This window comes from Methylocystis sp. sgz306128 (genome assembly GCF_056032725.1).
In genome coordinates, this window is sequence record NZ_JBVYWO010000001.1 from 133,274 (window position 1) to 149,727 (window position 16,454).

The 16,454-nt window shown below is 59.6% G+C and carries 16 protein-coding genes; 9 read left to right on the top strand and 7 right to left on the bottom strand.

All coding sequences use genetic code 11. The features are described 5' to 3' along the window. Window position 1: 1 nt before the first annotated feature. Entirely contained in the window at window positions 2-1,018 is a 1,017-nt protein-coding gene (locus AC0N03_RS00595) for a LacI family DNA-binding transcriptional regulator (RefSeq protein WP_474287197.1), read from the bottom strand. A gap of 172 nt (window positions 1,019-1,190) precedes the next feature. Here AC0N03_RS00595 and AC0N03_RS00600 point away from each other — a divergent pair, with 172 nt between their 5' ends. Together AC0N03_RS00600 and AC0N03_RS00605 are read left to right on the top strand one after the other, a co-directional pair. Continuing rightward, window positions 1,191-2,150, top strand: coding sequence for a sugar kinase (locus AC0N03_RS00600; RefSeq protein ID WP_474286426.1), 960 nt, complete (start codon window positions 1,191-1,193; stop codon window positions 2,148-2,150). Continuing rightward, entirely contained in the window at window positions 2,147-3,400 is a 1,254-nt protein-coding gene (locus tag AC0N03_RS00605) for a class II D-tagatose-bisphosphate aldolase non-catalytic subunit (protein WP_474286427.1), read from the top strand. Before AC0N03_RS00600 ends, AC0N03_RS00605 begins: the two co-directional genes overlap by 4 nt. Here AC0N03_RS00605 and AC0N03_RS00610 read toward each other — a convergent pair. The 6 genes from AC0N03_RS00610 to AC0N03_RS00635 all read right to left on the bottom strand — a co-directional run bounded on the left by AC0N03_RS00610 (window position 3,397) and on the right by AC0N03_RS00635 (window position 8,708). Then, window positions 3,397-3,930, bottom strand: coding sequence for a P-loop nucleotide/nucleoside kinase family protein (locus tag AC0N03_RS00610; protein WP_474286428.1), 534 nt, complete (start codon window positions 3,928-3,930; stop codon window positions 3,397-3,399). The genes AC0N03_RS00605 and AC0N03_RS00610 overlap by 4 nt on opposite strands. Next, window positions 3,930-4,784: an ROK family protein gene (locus AC0N03_RS00615; protein WP_474286429.1), complete on the bottom strand. Its 855-nt coding sequence runs from the start codon at window positions 4,782-4,784 to the stop codon at window positions 3,930-3,932. The genes AC0N03_RS00610 and AC0N03_RS00615 overlap by 1 nt, the downstream gene beginning before the upstream one ends. Window positions 4,785-4,797: 13 nt before the next feature. Further along, the gene (locus AC0N03_RS00620; protein ID WP_474286431.1) at window positions 4,798-5,709 is read right to left on the bottom strand and encodes a tagatose-bisphosphate aldolase; all 912 of its coding nucleotides are present in this window, start codon (window positions 5,707-5,709) and stop codon (window positions 4,798-4,800) included. 131 nt (window positions 5,710-5,840) lie between these two features. Continuing rightward, window positions 5,841-6,983: an RIP metalloprotease RseP gene (gene rseP / locus AC0N03_RS00625; protein ID WP_474286432.1), complete on the bottom strand. Its 1,143-nt coding sequence runs from the start codon at window positions 6,981-6,983 to the stop codon at window positions 5,841-5,843. 202 nt (window positions 6,984-7,185) lie between these two features. After that, window positions 7,186-7,656 carry an A24 family peptidase gene (locus AC0N03_RS00630; RefSeq protein ID WP_474286433.1) on the bottom strand — a complete coding sequence of 157 codons (471 nt, stop codon included), beginning with the start codon at window positions 7,654-7,656 and terminating at the stop codon, window positions 7,186-7,188. Beyond that, complete coding sequence (locus AC0N03_RS00635) at window positions 7,653-8,708, bottom strand: hypothetical protein (protein ID WP_474286434.1); 1,056 nt, start codon at window positions 8,706-8,708, stop codon at window positions 7,653-7,655. Before AC0N03_RS00635 ends, AC0N03_RS00630 begins: the two co-directional genes overlap by 4 nt. A gap of 470 nt (window positions 8,709-9,178) precedes the next feature. Here AC0N03_RS00635 and cpaB point away from each other — a divergent pair, with 470 nt between their 5' ends. From cpaB to AC0N03_RS00670, 7 genes are all read left to right on the top strand, one after another. Continuing rightward, entirely contained in the window at window positions 9,179-10,123 is a 945-nt protein-coding gene (gene cpaB / locus AC0N03_RS00640) for a Flp pilus assembly protein CpaB (RefSeq protein WP_474286435.1), read from the top strand. 67 nt (window positions 10,124-10,190) lie between these two features. Continuing rightward, window positions 10,191-11,783 (top strand): type II and III secretion system protein family protein, encoded by a 1,593-nt coding sequence (locus AC0N03_RS00645; protein ID WP_474286436.1) that lies wholly within the window; start codon window positions 10,191-10,193, stop codon window positions 11,781-11,783. A gap of 8 nt (window positions 11,784-11,791) precedes the next feature. Next, on the top strand, window positions 11,792-12,130 hold the full coding sequence (locus AC0N03_RS00650; protein ID WP_474286437.1) for a hypothetical protein: 339 nt from the start codon (window positions 11,792-11,794) through the stop codon (window positions 12,128-12,130). A gap of 51 nt (window positions 12,131-12,181) precedes the next feature. Further along, window positions 12,182-14,053 (top strand): pilus assembly protein TadG-related protein, encoded by a 1,872-nt coding sequence (locus AC0N03_RS00655; RefSeq protein WP_474286438.1) that lies wholly within the window; start codon window positions 12,182-12,184, stop codon window positions 14,051-14,053. Window positions 14,054-14,076: 23 nt separating this feature from the next. Beyond that, window positions 14,077-14,595 (top strand): TadE/TadG family type IV pilus assembly protein, encoded by a 519-nt coding sequence (locus AC0N03_RS00660; protein WP_474286439.1) that lies wholly within the window; start codon window positions 14,077-14,079, stop codon window positions 14,593-14,595. Between the two features lie 5 nt (window positions 14,596-14,600). Continuing rightward, window positions 14,601-15,260, top strand: coding sequence for a TadE/TadG family type IV pilus assembly protein (locus AC0N03_RS00665; RefSeq protein WP_474286440.1), 660 nt, complete (start codon window positions 14,601-14,603; stop codon window positions 15,258-15,260). Then, window positions 15,260-16,429 (top strand): CpaE/TadZ family protein, encoded by a 1,170-nt coding sequence (locus AC0N03_RS00670; protein WP_474286441.1) that lies wholly within the window; start codon window positions 15,260-15,262, stop codon window positions 16,427-16,429. Before AC0N03_RS00665 ends, AC0N03_RS00670 begins: the two co-directional genes overlap by 1 nt. Window positions 16,430-16,454 lie beyond the last annotated feature (25 nt).

Here is a 16,454-nt window from a genome sequence, read left to right on the forward strand (position 1 = left end):
GTCAGGCGGATTTGCGGAACACGAGTTCGGCATTGAGCAGGATGCGCTCGCCGTCGGGTCTGGGCCCGACAATGGCTTCGGCATGGTCCATCTTGGCGAACAGCAGATTGAGCGCCAGCTGGCCCATGCGGTCGCGGTCCTGCGAGACGGTGGTCAGGCCGGGGGATGTATAGGCGGCGAGGGGCTGATTGTCATGGCCGGCGACGCGATAATCGAATTCCGGGCCGATGCCGATGCGCGCACCGGCCTCGTTGATGCCGGCGATCACGCCAAAGGCGACACGGTCGTTGGCGCACAGAATGGTGCGGCGCGGAAAGCCGCCGTCACGCATGATCCGGCCAGTGACCTCATAGGCTATGCCCTCGAAGTCCCAGCTGTCGATCGGCCCGAAATCGATGACGGAAGGCTCGATCTTCAGCCGCGCCATCGTGGCCATATAGGCATCATGACGTTCTATGGCGTTCTGGTTGATGCTGGGCATTTCGAAATAGATTGGCGCCTCGCCCGAGCGGCACAGATATTCGGTGATCAGCGGCATGCTCTGGAAATTATTCGTGCCGACGAAAGCTTCGGCCGCATCAAGCGGCGAGTCGATGAAGACGAGGGGAATACGCTTTCCCAGCGTTTTCAGCTTGGACTTCTGCGATTTCATGCCGAGTGGCGCGATGATGGCCCCGCCGACATTCAGCGAGGTGATGGTCTCGATGGCGCGCTCCTCAAGCTCCGGCTTGCCGTTGGAACTGAGCAGGATGCACAGGTAGCCAGCTTCGCTCGCACCCATTTCGATGCGCCGGCTGAGCGCCATATAGAAAGGATCGGTGAGATCGGGCACGATCAGGCCGATGATCTTGGTGCGGCGGCGGTTGAGGTTTACGGCAAAGATATTGGGGCGGAAGCCGGTTTCCTTCAGCGCGGCCTCGATTTTGGCGCGCGTGCTGGCGCGCACGGATTTCGGATCCTGAAAAAACTTCGACACGGTGGGGCGCGAAATCCCGACCGCGGCCGAAAACTGCTCCATTGTCCGTATGGATTTCTTTTTCACGCTGCCCCCTGTTTAGCTTTGATATCAGCGCTTTAGAGTGCTGTCACGAGCTAAATTATTTCCTTATCAAATTTTACGAGGGAAAAATCAAAATTTGACACGAAGAAATTTTTAAATAAATTTGAAGAAAATTGAAGCTAGGTGATGAATGGCGAAAAGCGTCCGTATCGGCTGCGTTGGCGAATTACTGGTCGAATTTGTCTGTTCTGGCAAGAATGGACATCATCGGCTTGTGCAAAATTATACGGGTCCATTTGCGTCCGGCGCGCCGGGAATTTTTATCGATCAGGCGGCCCGCGCGGGCGCGGACTGCATTTTTGTCGGCGCTGTGGGGGCGGACGCCTTCGGCGATGTCGTGATCGGGCGGCTTGCCGCGGATGGTGTCGACACCAGTCTGGTGCGCCGGGTTGCGGATGCGCCCACCGGCACCGCCTTTGTCAGCTATAATGACGACGGCTCGCGTGATTTCGTTTACAATATAGCGCTGTCCGCCGCCGCGCAGTTCGATGCGGATGAGCGCGTGATCGCCGCCTTGCTGGCGTTCGGCCTCGATTATTTCCACGTGTCCGGCGCGGCCCTCGGCAATCCGCTGATCTGCGCCAAGATCAGAACGATCGTGACAGCGCTGCATGCGCATGGCGTCCGGATTTCCTTCGATCCCAATATCCGCAAGGAACTGATGAACAGCCCGGATTATTTTGCCGCGATACAGGACATCATGGACATGTGTTCCATATTCCTGCCGAGCGAGGATGATGCGGCGGCATTGTTTCCCGGCGCAACGTTCGATGCTTTCGCTGCCGGCCTGCTTGCGCGGGGTGCCGAATTTGTGGTGCTCAAAAAGGGCGAGCGGGGCTGCGAGGCGCGCGGGCGCGGCGGCGAGGCGGCCAGCCTTGCGGCACATAAGGTTGCTGCGCTTGATCCGACCGGCGCGGGCGATTGCTTTTGCGGTACATTCGTCACGCTGGCGGCCTCGGGCGCCATGTCCATGCGCGACGTGCTTGGCCATGCCAATGCGGCGGGCGCGCTTGCAGTAACCAAGGTCGGGCCGATGGAAGGCAACAGCCGGCTGGCCGAAATCCGCGCTTTTCTGGAAGCGGCGGCATGAACGGGGATATTCTGAAAGCACTGGCCGCCGGCCATCACGCGGGACAGGAAGGCGGCATTGCCTCATGGTGTACGGCGCATCCCGATGTGCTGCGCTGTATCCTGCGCGCCCATGCTGCCGACGAAGCGCCGGTTCTGATCGAGGCCACCTGCAATCAGGTCAATCAGGAGGGTGGCTACACCGGCATGACGCCGCGTGATTTTCGCCTTTTCGTCGAAGGTCTGGCGCATGAGGCCGGTATCGATCCGCGACGCATCATTCTGGGCGGCGATCATCTAGGCCCCAATCCCTGGCGGCATCTGCCTGCGGATGAAGCGATGAGCCGCGCGCGGGAGATGGTGCGCGCCTATGTCGGGGCGGGCTTTGCCAAGATCCATCTCGATGCCAGCATGGCCTGCGCCGATGACGGCGTGCTCAGCACCGCGGAAATCGCGCGGCGTTCGGTCGATCTGTGCGCAACAGCCGAGGCGGCGGCGGGGGCTGCGCCGCCGGTCTACATCATCGGCACGGAAGTGCCCGTTCCGGGCGGAGAAAGCGAAAAGATTGATGCGCTGGCCGTGACAAGCCCGGAAGCGGCGCTGCGCACTTATGCCGAGCACCGCGATATTTTTGCCCGGATGGGGCTTTCGCCGGCCTTCGGGCGGGTGGTCGGCCTTGTGGTGCAGCCGGGCGTTGATTTTGGCAATGAACAGATATTCGCATTCGATGCCGCACGCGCCGCCGATCTGAGCGCGGCCTTGCCGCAGATGCCCGGCCTCGTCTTTGAGGCGCATTCCACGGATTATCAGTCGCCGGAGGGTCTGGCGGGGCTTGTGGACAGCCATTTCGCCATTCTGAAGGTCGGGCCTGAACTGACCTTTGCCTATCGCGAGGCGCTCTTCGCGCTGGCCGCGATGGACAGCGCGCTTGGCGGCGCATCCGGCGAGGGCCTTTTTGCTGCTGTTTTCGGGGCCATGGACCGGGAACCGAAATATTGGCGCGCCTACGTGCCGCCGGGCGGGCGTGAGCGCCTTTTGCAATTATACGGATTGAGCGACAGAGTGCGCTACTACTGGCCGCAGCCGGACCTTGCAGCCGCAGTGCGGCGCTTGTGTGCGGCCATAGATACAGCGGAGGTGCCGCCCGGCCTGCTGTGGCAATATGCGGGGCATCTGCCGGAATCTTCGGCGGCTCTGCCGCTGTCGGCGCGGGTCATCGATACGAAAATTGGCGCGGTGGTGGGCAAATACCGCCGGGCCTGCGGCAATTAGAGCCCCCGGAACCGGTCTGCCCAGTCCAGCAGCGCTTCCTCGGGCAAAGGCTGCGCCGTATCGACGGAAAATTGCGCGAAGTCACCCAGCGGCCGGGCTTTTTGCGCAAGAGCGATCAGTTCCGGCACGTAATCAAGGCCGAGATGCCCCGCGGAGCGCGCATTCACGCGGGCGGCATAGCGCGCGCCGATGATCTGCGGATCGGCATGGCACCAGACTTCGGCGATCCGCTCCAGCCCGGCGCGGCGCACATGCGCCTCGAGCACCTCGCGCGGCTGGAAGCCGAACCACGCGTCGATCACCACGCCCGTCCGGGGCGGAAAATCGCCGATCAGCGCAAAAATGGCCTCATAGCTGCCGCGCCCCAGCATCCGGTTATATTCGCGGTCACCCGTGCCCAGATGATGGAAAAAGGCTTCCTTGACCGTGTCCAGCGCCAGAAGCGGCCAGCCCAGCCGTGCAGAGAGAAAGCGCGCCACCGTGCTCTTGCCGGAGGCCGGAACGCCATTGACCAATATGGCCGATTTCATCAGACCTGCTCCAGGGCGGCCAGTGCCGCGCCGATCACGCCCGCATCATCGCCCAGACGCGCGGGCGCGACAAGATATTGCGTCCATGGCGAAACAGCCGGAAAATGCGCGAGCGCCGCATGCGCCGCATGGCCAAGCCCTCCACCCAGCACGATCATTTCGGGGTTGAAACATGCGGCGATCGTATCAAGCCCGGCGCGCAGCGGCCGGGCAAAATCAGCCAGAAGCGCGCGCGGCCCCGGCTCCTCGCTGGTGCAGACAAATTCCAGCGTTACGCCGGCAAGGCCACGCTCCGCGCTGAGACGCCGGAACGCCGTGCCGGAGCTCAATGTCTCCAGACAGCCCCTGCGCCCGCACAGGCAGGGCGGGCCGTTGAAATCAACGGTGAGGTGGCCGAGCTGCCCGGCTGTGCCGCCGCCATGAATAATCCTGCCGTTCAGCATCAGCGCTCCGCCTATGCCGGTTCCGATGGTCAGCATCGCGACATGGGCCTTGCCGCGCGCCGCGCCGATGCGGGCTTCGGCCACCAGCGCCATGCCGGCATCGTTGCCCAGCAGAAGTGCATGCGGAAATTTTCGCTGCAAATGCGCGCCCAGAGCCATGCCGGACAGATCAACGAAGCCGCCGGAAAGGATCTCGCCGGTCGCGGCGTCGACCCGCCCCGGTATGCCGATGCCGAGGGCCGTGCAGCCGGGCGCGTCCAGCCCGGCGACCATCTGCTCGATTTGCCCGCGCACGCCTTCGGGCGTGGCGGCCGTGGCCTGCGCCAGACGGGCCTCTATGATTCCGTGCCTGTCGACGCGGGCGGCGCGGATATTGGTGCCGCCTATGTCGATACCAATGCCTGTCGCCATCATGGCTCAGGCCTCAGGATTTGGTGAGCCGGCGCGGGTGGCGGGCCAGAATGGCCTGCAATTCCTTCAGGCGGGGCAAGGCTCTCGTTTCCAGAAGCTGCCGCTGCTTCGCGCGGTCAAGCGAGACGCAATCCTTCCACAGCGAGCGGCCGGCGATGACGCCGGATGCTCCGTTGGCGAGCGCTATGTCCACCTGACCCTTAAACGTATCGTGATCCACCCCCGCCGAGAGCACGGACCATGGCACCGGCCCGCAAAGACGGGTGACGGCAGCGCAGGCTTCGGCATGGCCGGGATAGGGAATTTTCAGAACCTTGGCGCCAAGATCAAGGCAGATGCGCGAACCGCCGACGATCAGATCGGGGAATTTCGCCTTATACTCTTCCGGGCTTTCACCCGGCAGGCTGTAGGTCAGGAATTCAACGACAAGCAGCAGATCTTCCGCTGCAAAATCAGCGATGCAGCGGCGGATGATGTCCATATTATGCGCATTGGCTTCGGGATGGTCGGAGCGCAGATAGACCATGAGTTTGCCGCCGGTGCCGCCAAGTTCGCGCACGCGCCGCGCATTGATGCCGGGTACGAGTTTCGAGAGATAATGGCCGTCGGGCGAAGTGTCATAGCCAGAGGCATCCAGCCCGATCAGCAGCGCGACATCCCGCGGCAGCGCGGCTTCGTCGACGACACGCGGCACGGCGCAGATCGGGTCCAGCAGGATGCAAGGCGCATGGGCGGCCAGATATTTCGTGACATCGGCCTTGGTGTCGCCAAGCTGTGCATCGGTGATTCTGGCCTGTTCGGCAGGATCGGAACTGAGCAGTTTGCGGATACCGCCGCGCTGGTCGCAGGCAATGACCATGATCGCGCCATTCGCGCCGCAAATCTGCTGGTAGCCGCGCAGTTCCGCTGTCGTCATCGTGCTCATGCCTGTGCCTCATGCAATTTTGAAGATGCGAAGAGATTGCAGCAAGGCGGGGCCCCGTCAATCAAAATATTTACGCGGGTCAAATTTAATTTTGACGAACACGAGATTTGACGGGCGTCTGGCGGGCCAGATCAGCGGCTGGCGAACAGCAGCCGCCAGAGATCTCCGGCTGTCACGAAGATCGTCAGCGCCATGATGAAGGCAAGGCCGATCTTGAGCCCAAGCTCATGCAGGCGCGGATCAAGCTTGCGCCCGCGCAGGCCCTCGATCGCATAAACGACAAGATGTCCGCCATCGAGCATGGGTACCGGCAAAAGGTTCATGAAACCCAGCGACACGGAAAGCATTGCGGCAAGCTGCATCAGCGCGCCAACACCGAAAGCCGCGGCAGAATGCGAAACCTTGGCAATGCCGATAGGGCCGGAGAGCTGGTCGGCGCTGCCATGTCCGGCAAACAGCCCGCCGATATAGTCCGATGTGTCGCGGATGATTTTCCAGGTCTGCTCCGTGCCCAGCGCCACGGCGCGGGCAGCAGAAGGATAGACCAGCTTCTGCGAGGCCGAGTCGACAGACGTGATCCCGAGCTGGCCGACATGGACAAGCCCGCCCGGCGAGTGCATGGCCACCCGTTTGGGCGTCACCGGCAGGGTAACGGTCTGGCCGCCGCGCTCAAGTTCAACCATCAGCTTCTGATCGGGATGCGAGATGACGACGCGCAGGATATCCGAGAAATCCTCGATTGTGTCGTCGTTGATGCGCGTGATGATATCGCCTGCCTTGAGGCCCGCGCTTTCAGCGGCGCTGCCGGGCATCACAGCCGCCACTACGGGCGGAATAAGCCTTATGCCGTAGACATAGGCCTGTGCCGAAAAGATCATGATCGCCAGCAGAAAATTGGCGATGGGGCCGGCGGCGACAATGGCCATTTTCTTTGGGACGGATTGCGCGTTGAAGGTTCCTTCCGCCGCCGGGCCGGCGTTGGCGGATGCGTTGGCGCGCGGTACGCTGGCGGCGTTGTCGTCTCCGGCAAAGCGTACATAGCCGCCAATCGGGATCAGGGAGATTTTCCAGCGCGTGCCATGACGGTCGTTGAGACCGACAATTTCCGGCCCCATGCCGAAGGAAAAGGCCTGCACGCCGACACCGCACCAGCGCGCGATAAGATAATGCCCCATCTCGTGAACCACGACGATCAGGCCAAGAATGGCCAGGAAGGGCAGCAGATAGGTCACGGCCATCTCCGCATAGGATGCAACAAGCGAGATGGCTGTCATTATTCCCTCAATTTGTCCTGACCACGGATATAACACGGCTTAAATTAATCAGATACCTCGGATAAATCTAGGATAGTCTCGCAACCGGCACGCATTGAGCCCGGTTCGGTTATTAATTCGTATAAAGATTCAAATGGTCAGACGAATTTCGGGTTTCAAGAGCAGACGGCGTAAAAAGCTTGCATCTGCCCGGAGAGCGCCGTCACAGCGGGCGCGCATAACCTAGAAGGAAGACGCCGATCATTGCGGCTGAGGCCGACGGTGCCAGCGGAATCATGAGGCCTTTGGGCCCCTTTTCGCCCGGAAGCCATCCGAGTCTGGCCGTCAGAGCATGAATGCCGATGAAGATCACGAGCAATATGGCGAAGGGCAGCGCAAACCAAGGCCCCATCCACAAAAAGGCTGCGGTGAGAAACTTGACATCGCCGCCGCCCATCATTTTGCGGGTATAGCCGATCAGCATGACGAGGAAAGCGAAAGCTGCCAGCGCCAGATGCCAGTGCAACTGCATCCAGAGGCCCGAGACCGCGGCATAAAGCAGAAACAGCACAAGCATCGCGATCACATGGCTGTTGTCGATCTGCCGGCGCCGCAGATCGCCGAGCGCGATGCGCACCAGCAGCGCCGAGGTGAGGCAGAGCAGGGCTGCAGAGATAAGGCCGATCGCGCTCATGGGCGTAAATCCTTTGGCAGAGAGCCGATCGGGATATCGGCTCCGGAACTGATGCGCGCTGTCAGGGCCGTCGCCAGCACCTTGCCGACATCGTCCGGCTTTTCGATGGAAATAATGGCCTGCTGGTTTGCCGCCACTTTCACAGGCACGTCGATCCAGCGCTTGTCCCGCAGCAAGGCAATATTGGCCTTGATCGAAGCCGTATCGGAATCCAGCGACAAGGGCAGCACGAAGGGCGCATAACCGGCGCTGCCGGGAAAATTGCCGCCGCGCGCTTGCGAGGGCACCGCCGCAGTCAGAATATTCGAATCTGCTTGCCCCCGGTTGCGCAGGACGAGCGGACCGAGCAGCGCATAGCCCGGCGGCGCCTGCTGAAGACCAGCATCGATGAACATGTCGTTGGAGGCATAGGGCGGCCGCGCGGTATGAAGGCGCAGCATCAGCGTCACGCCCGGATCTTTGAACCTGACCTGTGCGGTCATGAAAAGGCCGGTCCCATCCGGCGCATCTGCCGACCAGATCCAGCTGGTTTCTCCAAAGGACACTTTGTCCGGCGTGCTGCTGTTGCCAATCTGATAGATGAGCGCCGCCTTAGCCTGGCTGGATCCCGGGACGATGGATGCAGAGCTGCCGGCTGGCTGTCTGGGCGAAGCGGCCGGGGCGGGCGGGTCGGCGCGCAATGTGGCTTTGGGCGGATTTTGCGGTGCAGCGCCCGGAGGGTTCAGCGTGGACGCCAACACATCGGATTGCGTGCCAAGGTCGATCTGGCCGGACGGATCGACCGCGCCCTGCAGGCGTTTGTCGCCGCCGCGCGGCGTGAATGGAAAGAAATAGTCCGGCAGGCCGGGTTTGCCGGCCTCAGCGCCGTCATTGGCCGGCTTCGCGGAACCCGTTGCCTGAGCCTGAACCGCGGCGGGGGGCTTGGCATGGATACGCTGCCACAGCCTGCGCCCTGCCAATGTCGCGGGCGCAAGTATGAGCAGGGCGGCGAGGAACAACAGTTCTCGCCGGAATCTGGTCATTTTGGCGCGTGATTCTGGTTTTTCAGTCATTCATCATGCAGAAAAATAGATAAAATATCAGCCGCTTTGCAGTATTATGGAGCAGTCTCGCAGAGCGTCGGTTCACTTCCCGTTAAAATCTGAAATTAATTGTCAGGACGAATTTAATGCGGCTTCTTCCGGTGCTTTATCTGCAACTATGGTCGCTTGCGGCAAACCTAGCTTTCCAGTTTGGCACTGTCACCTGATTTTCCAAATTCCAATCTGTAATATCAGATGATTCGTAACGCGGTAGCGAGCAGAATCTCCAAGCTGATTGCGTCGGCTTTATGGGTTTTTTTGTATCAAATTGAGGCATAGTCGATTAAAGCATGGATTTTGTTAATATTTTATCGAGTAAATTAACCTTGTTAGTTTATTTGATGAAGGCCCGAGATTGACTTCGCAGTTGCGTTAATGGATGATTAAGTGCGGTATTGCGCGAAATTTATTTTTTATGAGATTAATGGGTAGGCTGCCTCATGCGGTTAGGCGTTAATGTTCTGGTTCTGGTTGTCGCATTGTTGTTTGGCGGCGTTGCTGCATTCATGGTGCGCAACTGGCTGGCTACCCATTCCAATGGGAATTCGGCACCCGTTCAGATGAGCACTATAGTTGTCGCGACGGAGCCTTTGCCCTTCGGGACGCAGCTTAGCGCGGACAACGTCGCGCAGATTGAGTGGCCCTCATCGGTAACCCCGGTCGGGTCCTTCCCGACGGTAGACGCGTTGTTGAAGGGCGGAAGCCGGATTACTCTCGCTTCATTTGTCAAGAACGAGCCGATTGTCACGTCGAAAATTGGCGGGCCGGGCCAGCGCGGGTCTCTCTCGACGATGATCGAGTCCGGCAAACGCGCGGTGACCGTGCCGGTTGACGATGTGCGCGGCGTGGCCGGGTTCATTTATCCCGGCGATTTTGTCGATGTAGCGCTGACGCGGACGAACGGCGGCGGCGGCGCCGGAGCAAGCGCTCAGAATTTTTCCGAGGTGATCCTGCAGCATGTCAAGGTTCTGGCGATCGACCAGTCAGCGGGAGAGCGGCAGGATCATCCGGTCGTCGCCAAGGCGGTTACTGTGGAGCTGACCTCCGAGCAGGCGTTGAAAATTCTTCTCGCAACCAATTCCGGCAGGCTGTCGCTTATCTTGCGTCAGTCGAGCGACCGCTCGCAGGGCGAGCCGAATGTCCGTGTGACAGAGCATGATCTGTTCCAGAATGGTGTGCCTGATTCCGCATTGCCGGTTGAAAGTGCTCAGTCGGCTCAGTCCGCCCCTGCTCAGGACAAGGCTGCGAAGCCGGTGTCTGAGACGCCGCCGCCCGCGCCCGCCGCTGCGCCGCCTGCTCCGCCGGTAAAGGCTGTCGAAACGCGGACTGTGACTGTTGTGCGTGCGATGAAGGGCGATGAATATGAGGTTTTGAGGGTAAAATAGGCGTCGGTCATATCTGAATTGCAGTTTTCACCCGTTTTGATTTTTTATGAATTGATGAGTGCTTGAGATGCTTAAAGGACAAAACAGACTTGCGCAGGCGTCGGGCGACGTTGCGATCAGAGTTTGCGCCGCAGCCTGGACACCGCCCGCAGGCGGGCGCCATGCTGCACAGGCAAGGCGCTTGCGTCCCGCTATGTTTGTTGTGTCCTTGCTGATGGCTGGCGCTGCCGTTCTTGGTCAGGGCCTTGTTGGCACGGCAATGGCGCAGAGCGCCGCCACGATTTCCGATGAAAACGGCCCGACGCGCCATATATCCGTGACTTTGTTCAAATCGCGCACGATAAAGATCAATCAGCCGTTTGAGACGGCTGTCGTCGGCCAGAATGAGATCGCCGATGTCATGCCCATGACCGACTCGTCGCTCTATATTCAGGGCAAGAAGGTCGGCACAACCAATGTGTCGATTTTTGATCCGCAGAAGCGGCTGGTCGCAGTGCTTGATCTAGAGGTCATTCCCGATACGGCATCCTTGCGCAATCGCATCGTCGAGACGACGGATGGGCGCAATATTCACGTATCCAGCGCCAATGGTCAGGTTATTCTGAGCGGAGAGGCCTCGGACGCCATTTCCGCCAACCGCGCGCTGGAAGTGGCCAAGGGTCTTTCGCCGAACGCGCCGATCATCGATGCCATGAAGGTCAGGCCGTCGCAGCAGGTGATGCTCAAGGTGCGGTTTCTTGAGGCGAGCCGCAACGCGCAGCGCGCTCTGGGCGTCAACTGGTTCGGCACCAACGGTTCGCGGGGCATCAACACCGGTATAGGCGGAGTAGTGCAGAACCCAAGCTCGGGTTCATTGCCTCTGTTCGGCGCGGCCGGTACATTTGCCGGGGCTTCGGCTTCCGCGCCCTTTGGTACGGTGCTGGCCAACCTCGTCAATAAAGGCACCAATATCGATGTGCTTCTGACCGCGCTGGAAGAAAAGGGGCTGGTGAAAAGCCTGGCCGAACCTGATCTGATCGCTTTGTCGGGAGATACCGCCAGCTTCCTGGCCGGCGGCAAGATTCCCGTCCCGACAGCGACGGGTACGGGCACAAACCAGTCAGTCTCGGTGAATTACGAGCCTTTTGGCGTGCAGCTTGGCTTCCAGCCCACGGTTATGGCCAATGGCCTGATCAATCTGCGCCTTGCACCTTCTGTCAGCGAACTGGACCCCGCTCATGCCGTGGTGTCCAATAATTTTTATATCCCGGCCTTGACGACGCGCGAGGCGCACACGACGGTTGAGCTGCGCGACGGGCAGAGCTTTGCCATTGCCGGGCTGCTGCAATCGTCCCGGCAGGAGACGATTTCGCAATTGCCATTCCTCGGTTCAATTCCTGTTCTTGGCGCCTTGTTCCGTTCGACAAGCTTCCAGAACAACGAGACGGATCTCATCATCATCGTGACGCCGCATCTGGTGAAGCCCATGGCGCCGGGCGATCACATTGCCACGCCATTCGATCGCAGCGGTCCGGTCAATGACGTCGATCTGTTTGCCATGGGCCAGCTGGAGCGCAAGAAAAGCTTCTCGGAATACGTGGGCAGCGGCGGGGACGTGCGGGGTCCTTACGGCCACATCATCAATGTCGGAACCGCTGATCAATATCTGGAAAAGAAGTGAGGCGGGGGATGAGCAGGGGGATTATTGCTCTTGTAATTATCGGCTTGGGCGGATTGCTTGCAGGCTGCGCCTCGGCTGGCGGGCAGGATCCGTTCGAGAGCTATACTGCGCGGCGCGATACGGTCTCGTCCGCGCCGGGAGATGACATTGCGGCCAATGAAGTGGCCCAGATGGTTGACCCCTGGCCAGCCTATGTCCGCAACAAGAACATTCCGGGAGATAGCGCTCGCCTCACAAAGGGAGTCATTCTTTACGAAAGCGGCGCCAAGGCTTCCGGTGCGCTGCCTCAGTCTTCAAGCTCTGGCGGCGGGCAGGGTGCTTCCGGGGGTATGGCTCCGGCTCAATAATAACGCCGACCGCAGCCGGTTGATTGCGGGCCTAAGTTAAGGTGTTGACGCATGAAGATCGAATTTTTCCAGGCACTGTCGTCCGGAAAAACCGCTCGTTGCATGCAGCTTGCGCGGCGGAGTTTCCTCTACAGAAAAGGCGCGCAATGGCTTCGCTCCGGCCACATGCGTGCGGCTGAACTGGCGCAGGATACGCGCGGCGTGATGCTGCCCTACGTCACGGTGCTGCTGGTGGTTATAATCGGCATGTCCGTGCTTGCGCTCGATGGCGCACGCTACATGAGCCTGCAGACACAGATGCAGCGCGGCGCCGATGCGCTGGCCATTGCCGGGGCCGCCGAACTGAACGCCCTGCCGGACGCCATCACCCGCGCCACGGCGGCCATTACCAACACCAGTTCAAGCTGGGTGTCCAACTCCAATCTCTTCGGCAGCAATGTCGGGGTCACGGTTTCGAATATCCGCTTCCTTTCGAGCCTGCCGCCCGGCACCACAACCAGCATTGCGTCAAGTTATGTCACCACCGATCCGACGCAGGCGCGATTTGTCGAAGTGACGGTGACGCCCGCGACAATGTCCACGGTGCTGCCTGCCGCAATATTCGGCGGCGTCAATTCCGTCGTTGCCGGCGCTCAATCCGTGGCGGGGCCGGATGCCGCTTTATGCGATACAACGCCGCTGTTCATCTGCAACCCTTATGAAACGCCGGGGATGACGTATGAGCAGGCAACCGCAGCGCTGGTCGCCGGTGCTCAGTCCGCAACTTCCCAGCGCCAGCTGATCGAGCTGACAAGCACTCAGAACAAGTCCTCGACCTATTTTCCGGGGAACTTTGGGTATATCGAGCCGGCTTCCGGCACCTTTCCGTCGGGAACCTGCGGCGCGGACAAAGGCAGCAACAACAGCGTTGTTCAGGCCATGGCGCTGAATTTCCCGAATATCTGCTATTTGCTGCGCGCCATCAATCCGCAGACGGGTAATGATTCCAACGTTTATGAAGCGCTCAACGTGCGTTTTGACGTCTGGAAATCACTAACAGGGTCGTTCCAGAGTTGCGCCAAGGATTCGAACTACGCACCCGATGTGAATGTGAGAAAGGGATTTCCGCCGGCCAATGGCGCCAATGGCGCGTGCAACCCCAATGTCTCGTCGACCACCTATCTGCCCGGCAATACGGGGAACAAGAGCACGGATAACTCTTCGCCGGCAGCTTCTCTGCCACTCGACAACAATATGCTGACCAGCGGCCTCACCGACCAGTCTGTCGGCTTCGGCAACGGAGACTGGACCTGCGGCGATATCTCGATCGCCACCACCGCGGCGACATCGACGACATCTTCGAGTAACATACTCACCTTCGCATCGACGACGGGCATCAGCGTCGGTATGGCGGTCTATGGAACAAATATACCTAACGGGACGCAGGTTACGGCGGTCACCTCCACTCAGGTGACGATGAGTCAGAGCGTCTCAAAGAATATCAGTTCAGGGGCGACGGTTACTTTCCCAGGTTACTGGAGCACCGCCCATCCTGGCGGCGCGGCTGCGCCATCGGGATGCACGGCCCCGGCCACGATAAGCCGCTATCAGGTCTATCTGTATGAGATAGCTAATAACCTCACTGCTGACCAATCGATTGGCAAGGAACAAGGCTCCGGCAATATGTGCTCAACGACCACGCCGATGGCCGGACGGAGAATTCTGCATGTAGCTGTTCTCAACTGTGAGAATCTGTCAGTGAATGGCAGCTCGTCAAATGTTCCGGTGGCGGCTTTCGCAAAAATGTTCTTAACTGTTCCGATATACAATGTGAAAACTGCAGCTTCCAACAGTACGGTCAACGGTGTGCCCTACGCCGAAATGGTGGGTCTGGATACGCCGGGCGACGGTTTCTTGTTTCAGAATGTCCAATTGTACCGATAGATTTTTTAACGAATTGAAATTTTATGGTGAACAGGTTTATCAGAAGGCTCTGGAAAGATAACGGAGGCACGGCGCTCGTTGAGGGCGCGGTGCTTACGCCTGTTCTGATTGTCCTGTTTCTGGGCGTGTTCGAGTTCTCGTTCTATTTCTATCAGCAGCAACTCATTTCAACGGGCGTGCGCGACGCAGCGCGTTATCTGGCCCGCTCGTCGGACCCGTCCAATTCAACCAACCAGACCTATGCCAAAAACCTGGCGACCACAGGCTCGATAACGTCGGGCGGCTCATATCGGGTCAAGGGCTGGACGGCGAGCGCCATCACGGTGACGGTTTCCTCCGTGGCAAACACCGGCACCGCAACGCCCTGCGGAACATCGGCGTGCTACAGCGGCTTTTACGATTCCAGCGGCAATTCGATTGTCAAACTCGTCACCGTTTCGACGGTCTTCGCCGACCCTTCGCTGGGCTTGTTTGGCGTGCTCGGTCTTTCGGCCCCGACCATCAGTGTTTCCCACACCGAACGTGTGATTGGCATCGGATGACGTCCATGACCCTGACCCTGACCAGAAATCTTCGCCGGGACTCCCGCGGCAGTGTGCTTGTCGAAGCCACTGTCATGATGTCGATCATTTTTATTTTCGTGCTGGGCGGGATCGATTTTCTGTTTGCCTTCTACCAGTACAATGCAGCGGCCAAGGCTGTCGAGGTGGGTGCGCGCATAGCCGCGGTCTGGACGCCGGTGGCTGGCGGGCTGAGCACTCTGAGCACCAATGTTGTCAGCAGCAGTACGATCGTCGGCAGCGCCATGCCAAGCTTCACGGTCACCTGTGACGGTTCGACGCAAACCTGCTCCTGCACGGGCACCTGCACCGGCATTTCGGGCTATAATGCGTCTGCGATGAACGCCATCGTTTATGGGCGGGCCAACAATGGCAGCTGCACTGCGGCAACAACCTATTACACGCTGGGCATGTGCGGCGTTTTTTCCAATATCAGGCCGGCGAATGTCAAGATCGTCTATACACAGACGGGGCTTGGCTATGTGGGGAGGCCTGACGGCCCCGTGCCGACCATAACGATATCGCTGCAGAACGTGCCTTTCAAATTCTATTTCCTTGGCGGTCTTCTCGGTTTCTCGGATATCAACATGCCCCCACTGACAACATCGATAACAGGAGAATATATGTCCGCATTGGGAGCGTCTTGATGAGCGGTGAGAGTGAGAAACTTGACGTCTTCATGTGGAATGCGAGCGGCGATCCGGCAAGAACACCGGCCCTCGAACTGCGTCTCAAACCCTTCGTGCCAAAGCTGATCAAGGTTGAGCGGCTTGAGGATGTGGAACGCAAGGCCAGCGCCGCCGCCAAGCAGATATTCCTGCTGGCCATCATCAATTCCGGTGACAGCAAGTCTTTCTCGCGCTTTGTAGACATGATTGCCCAATATCGCGGGCGTATCTTTTTCATTCTTGTCGGCGGGGATATCTCTGCGGGCGATTACAAGCAACTGGTGCAGTCGGGCAATGCGGACTGGGTGCCCGAACAGGCGCCGGGCAAGGAAATATTCGACATCATCGTGCGCATGCGCGGTGGTGACAGCGCCCAGCCCGGCCATTCCATGCGCGTGCCGCATCTCATCGCCTTCATGCCCGGAGCGGGCGGAGTTGGCAACACCACTCTCGCGGGGGAGACGGCCATCCAGCTTTCGCGGGCCAAAGGGGCCAAGGGGCGCAAGATCTGCGTCATCGATCTCGATTTTCAGACCAGCCATCTGTGCGGTTATTTCGACGTCGAGCCAAAATTGCAGATCGAGGAGATCATGCGCTCGCCCGATCGCCTGGACACACATCTGCTGGACATTTACACGACGCATCATCCGAGCGGCATTGACCTTTTTGCAGCGCCGCGCGCCAAGCGCGAACTTGAGCAGGTCAATCTCGAAGGTCTGGATTCCCTGTTCGGCATGATCGCGCAGCGGTATGATTTCATCCTCATCGATCTGCCGGTGGCCTGGAGTGCGTGGACCGCTCAGATACTCAAGGTTTCTCAGGCCGTGGTGATGACTGGCGTCAACACGATCCCCTGCCTGCATCAGATGGTGGAAACGCTGGCCGCCGTGCGGGAAATTGCGGGCACCTCGGTTGAGATCTGCGTCGCCATCAACAAATGCGAGGTTACCTGGCGCGGAGGCATTTCGCGCAAGAACCATGTAACGCAGGTTCTCGGCGGCGAGGAACTGATTTTCGTGCGCGAGTCGAGGATCGCAATTGAAAGCGTCGATACCGGCGCGCCGATGTCCATTAGTCATTCATCAAGCAAGATTGCAAAGGACATCAGCAAATTGGCTCAGTTTTGCGGAAATGTTAAGGTGCGCTAGAATATGATCTTGAGGCTGATATTGT

Excerpts from the sequence above, each read along its gene's own strand:
- AC0N03_RS00630 (WP_474286433.1), bottom strand. The coding sequence starts at position 7,656 with ATGAGCGCGATCGGCCTTATCTCTGCAGCCCTGCTCTGCCTCACCTCG.
- rseP (WP_474286432.1), bottom strand. The coding sequence starts at position 6,983 with ATGACAGCCATCTCGCTTGTTGCATCCTATGCGGAGATGGCCGTGACC.
- AC0N03_RS00600 (WP_474286426.1), top strand. The coding sequence starts at position 1,191 with ATGGCGAAAAGCGTCCGTATCGGCTGCGTTGGCGAATTACTGGTCGAA.
- AC0N03_RS00670 (WP_474286441.1), top strand. The coding sequence starts at position 15,260 with ATGAGCGGTGAGAGTGAGAAACTTGACGTCTTCATGTGGAATGCGAGC.
- AC0N03_RS00620 (WP_474286431.1), bottom strand. The coding sequence starts at position 5,709 with ATGAGCACGATGACGACAGCGGAACTGCGCGGCTACCAGCAGATTTGC.
- AC0N03_RS00665 (WP_474286440.1), top strand. The coding sequence starts at position 14,601 with ATGACCCTGACCCTGACCAGAAATCTTCGCCGGGACTCCCGCGGCAGT.
- cpaB (WP_474286435.1), top strand. The coding sequence starts at position 9,179 with ATGCGGTTAGGCGTTAATGTTCTGGTTCTGGTTGTCGCATTGTTGTTT.
- AC0N03_RS00650 (WP_474286437.1), top strand. The coding sequence starts at position 11,792 with ATGAGCAGGGGGATTATTGCTCTTGTAATTATCGGCTTGGGCGGATTG.
- AC0N03_RS00635 (WP_474286434.1), bottom strand. The coding sequence starts at position 8,708 with ATGACTGAAAAACCAGAATCACGCGCCAAAATGACCAGATTCCGGCGA.
- AC0N03_RS00605 (WP_474286427.1), top strand. The coding sequence starts at position 2,147 with ATGAACGGGGATATTCTGAAAGCACTGGCCGCCGGCCATCACGCGGGA.
- AC0N03_RS00660 (WP_474286439.1), top strand. The coding sequence starts at position 14,077 with ATGGTGAACAGGTTTATCAGAAGGCTCTGGAAAGATAACGGAGGCACG.
- AC0N03_RS00595 (WP_474287197.1), bottom strand. The coding sequence starts at position 1,018 with ATGGAGCAGTTTTCGGCCGCGGTCGGGATTTCGCGCCCCACCGTGTCG.
- AC0N03_RS00610 (WP_474286428.1), bottom strand. The coding sequence starts at position 3,930 with ATGAAATCGGCCATATTGGTCAATGGCGTTCCGGCCTCCGGCAAGAGC.
- AC0N03_RS00645 (WP_474286436.1), top strand. The coding sequence starts at position 10,191 with ATGCTTAAAGGACAAAACAGACTTGCGCAGGCGTCGGGCGACGTTGCG.
- AC0N03_RS00615 (WP_474286429.1), bottom strand. The coding sequence starts at position 4,784 with ATGGCGACAGGCATTGGTATCGACATAGGCGGCACCAATATCCGCGCC.
- AC0N03_RS00655 (WP_474286438.1), top strand. The coding sequence starts at position 12,182 with ATGAAGATCGAATTTTTCCAGGCACTGTCGTCCGGAAAAACCGCTCGT.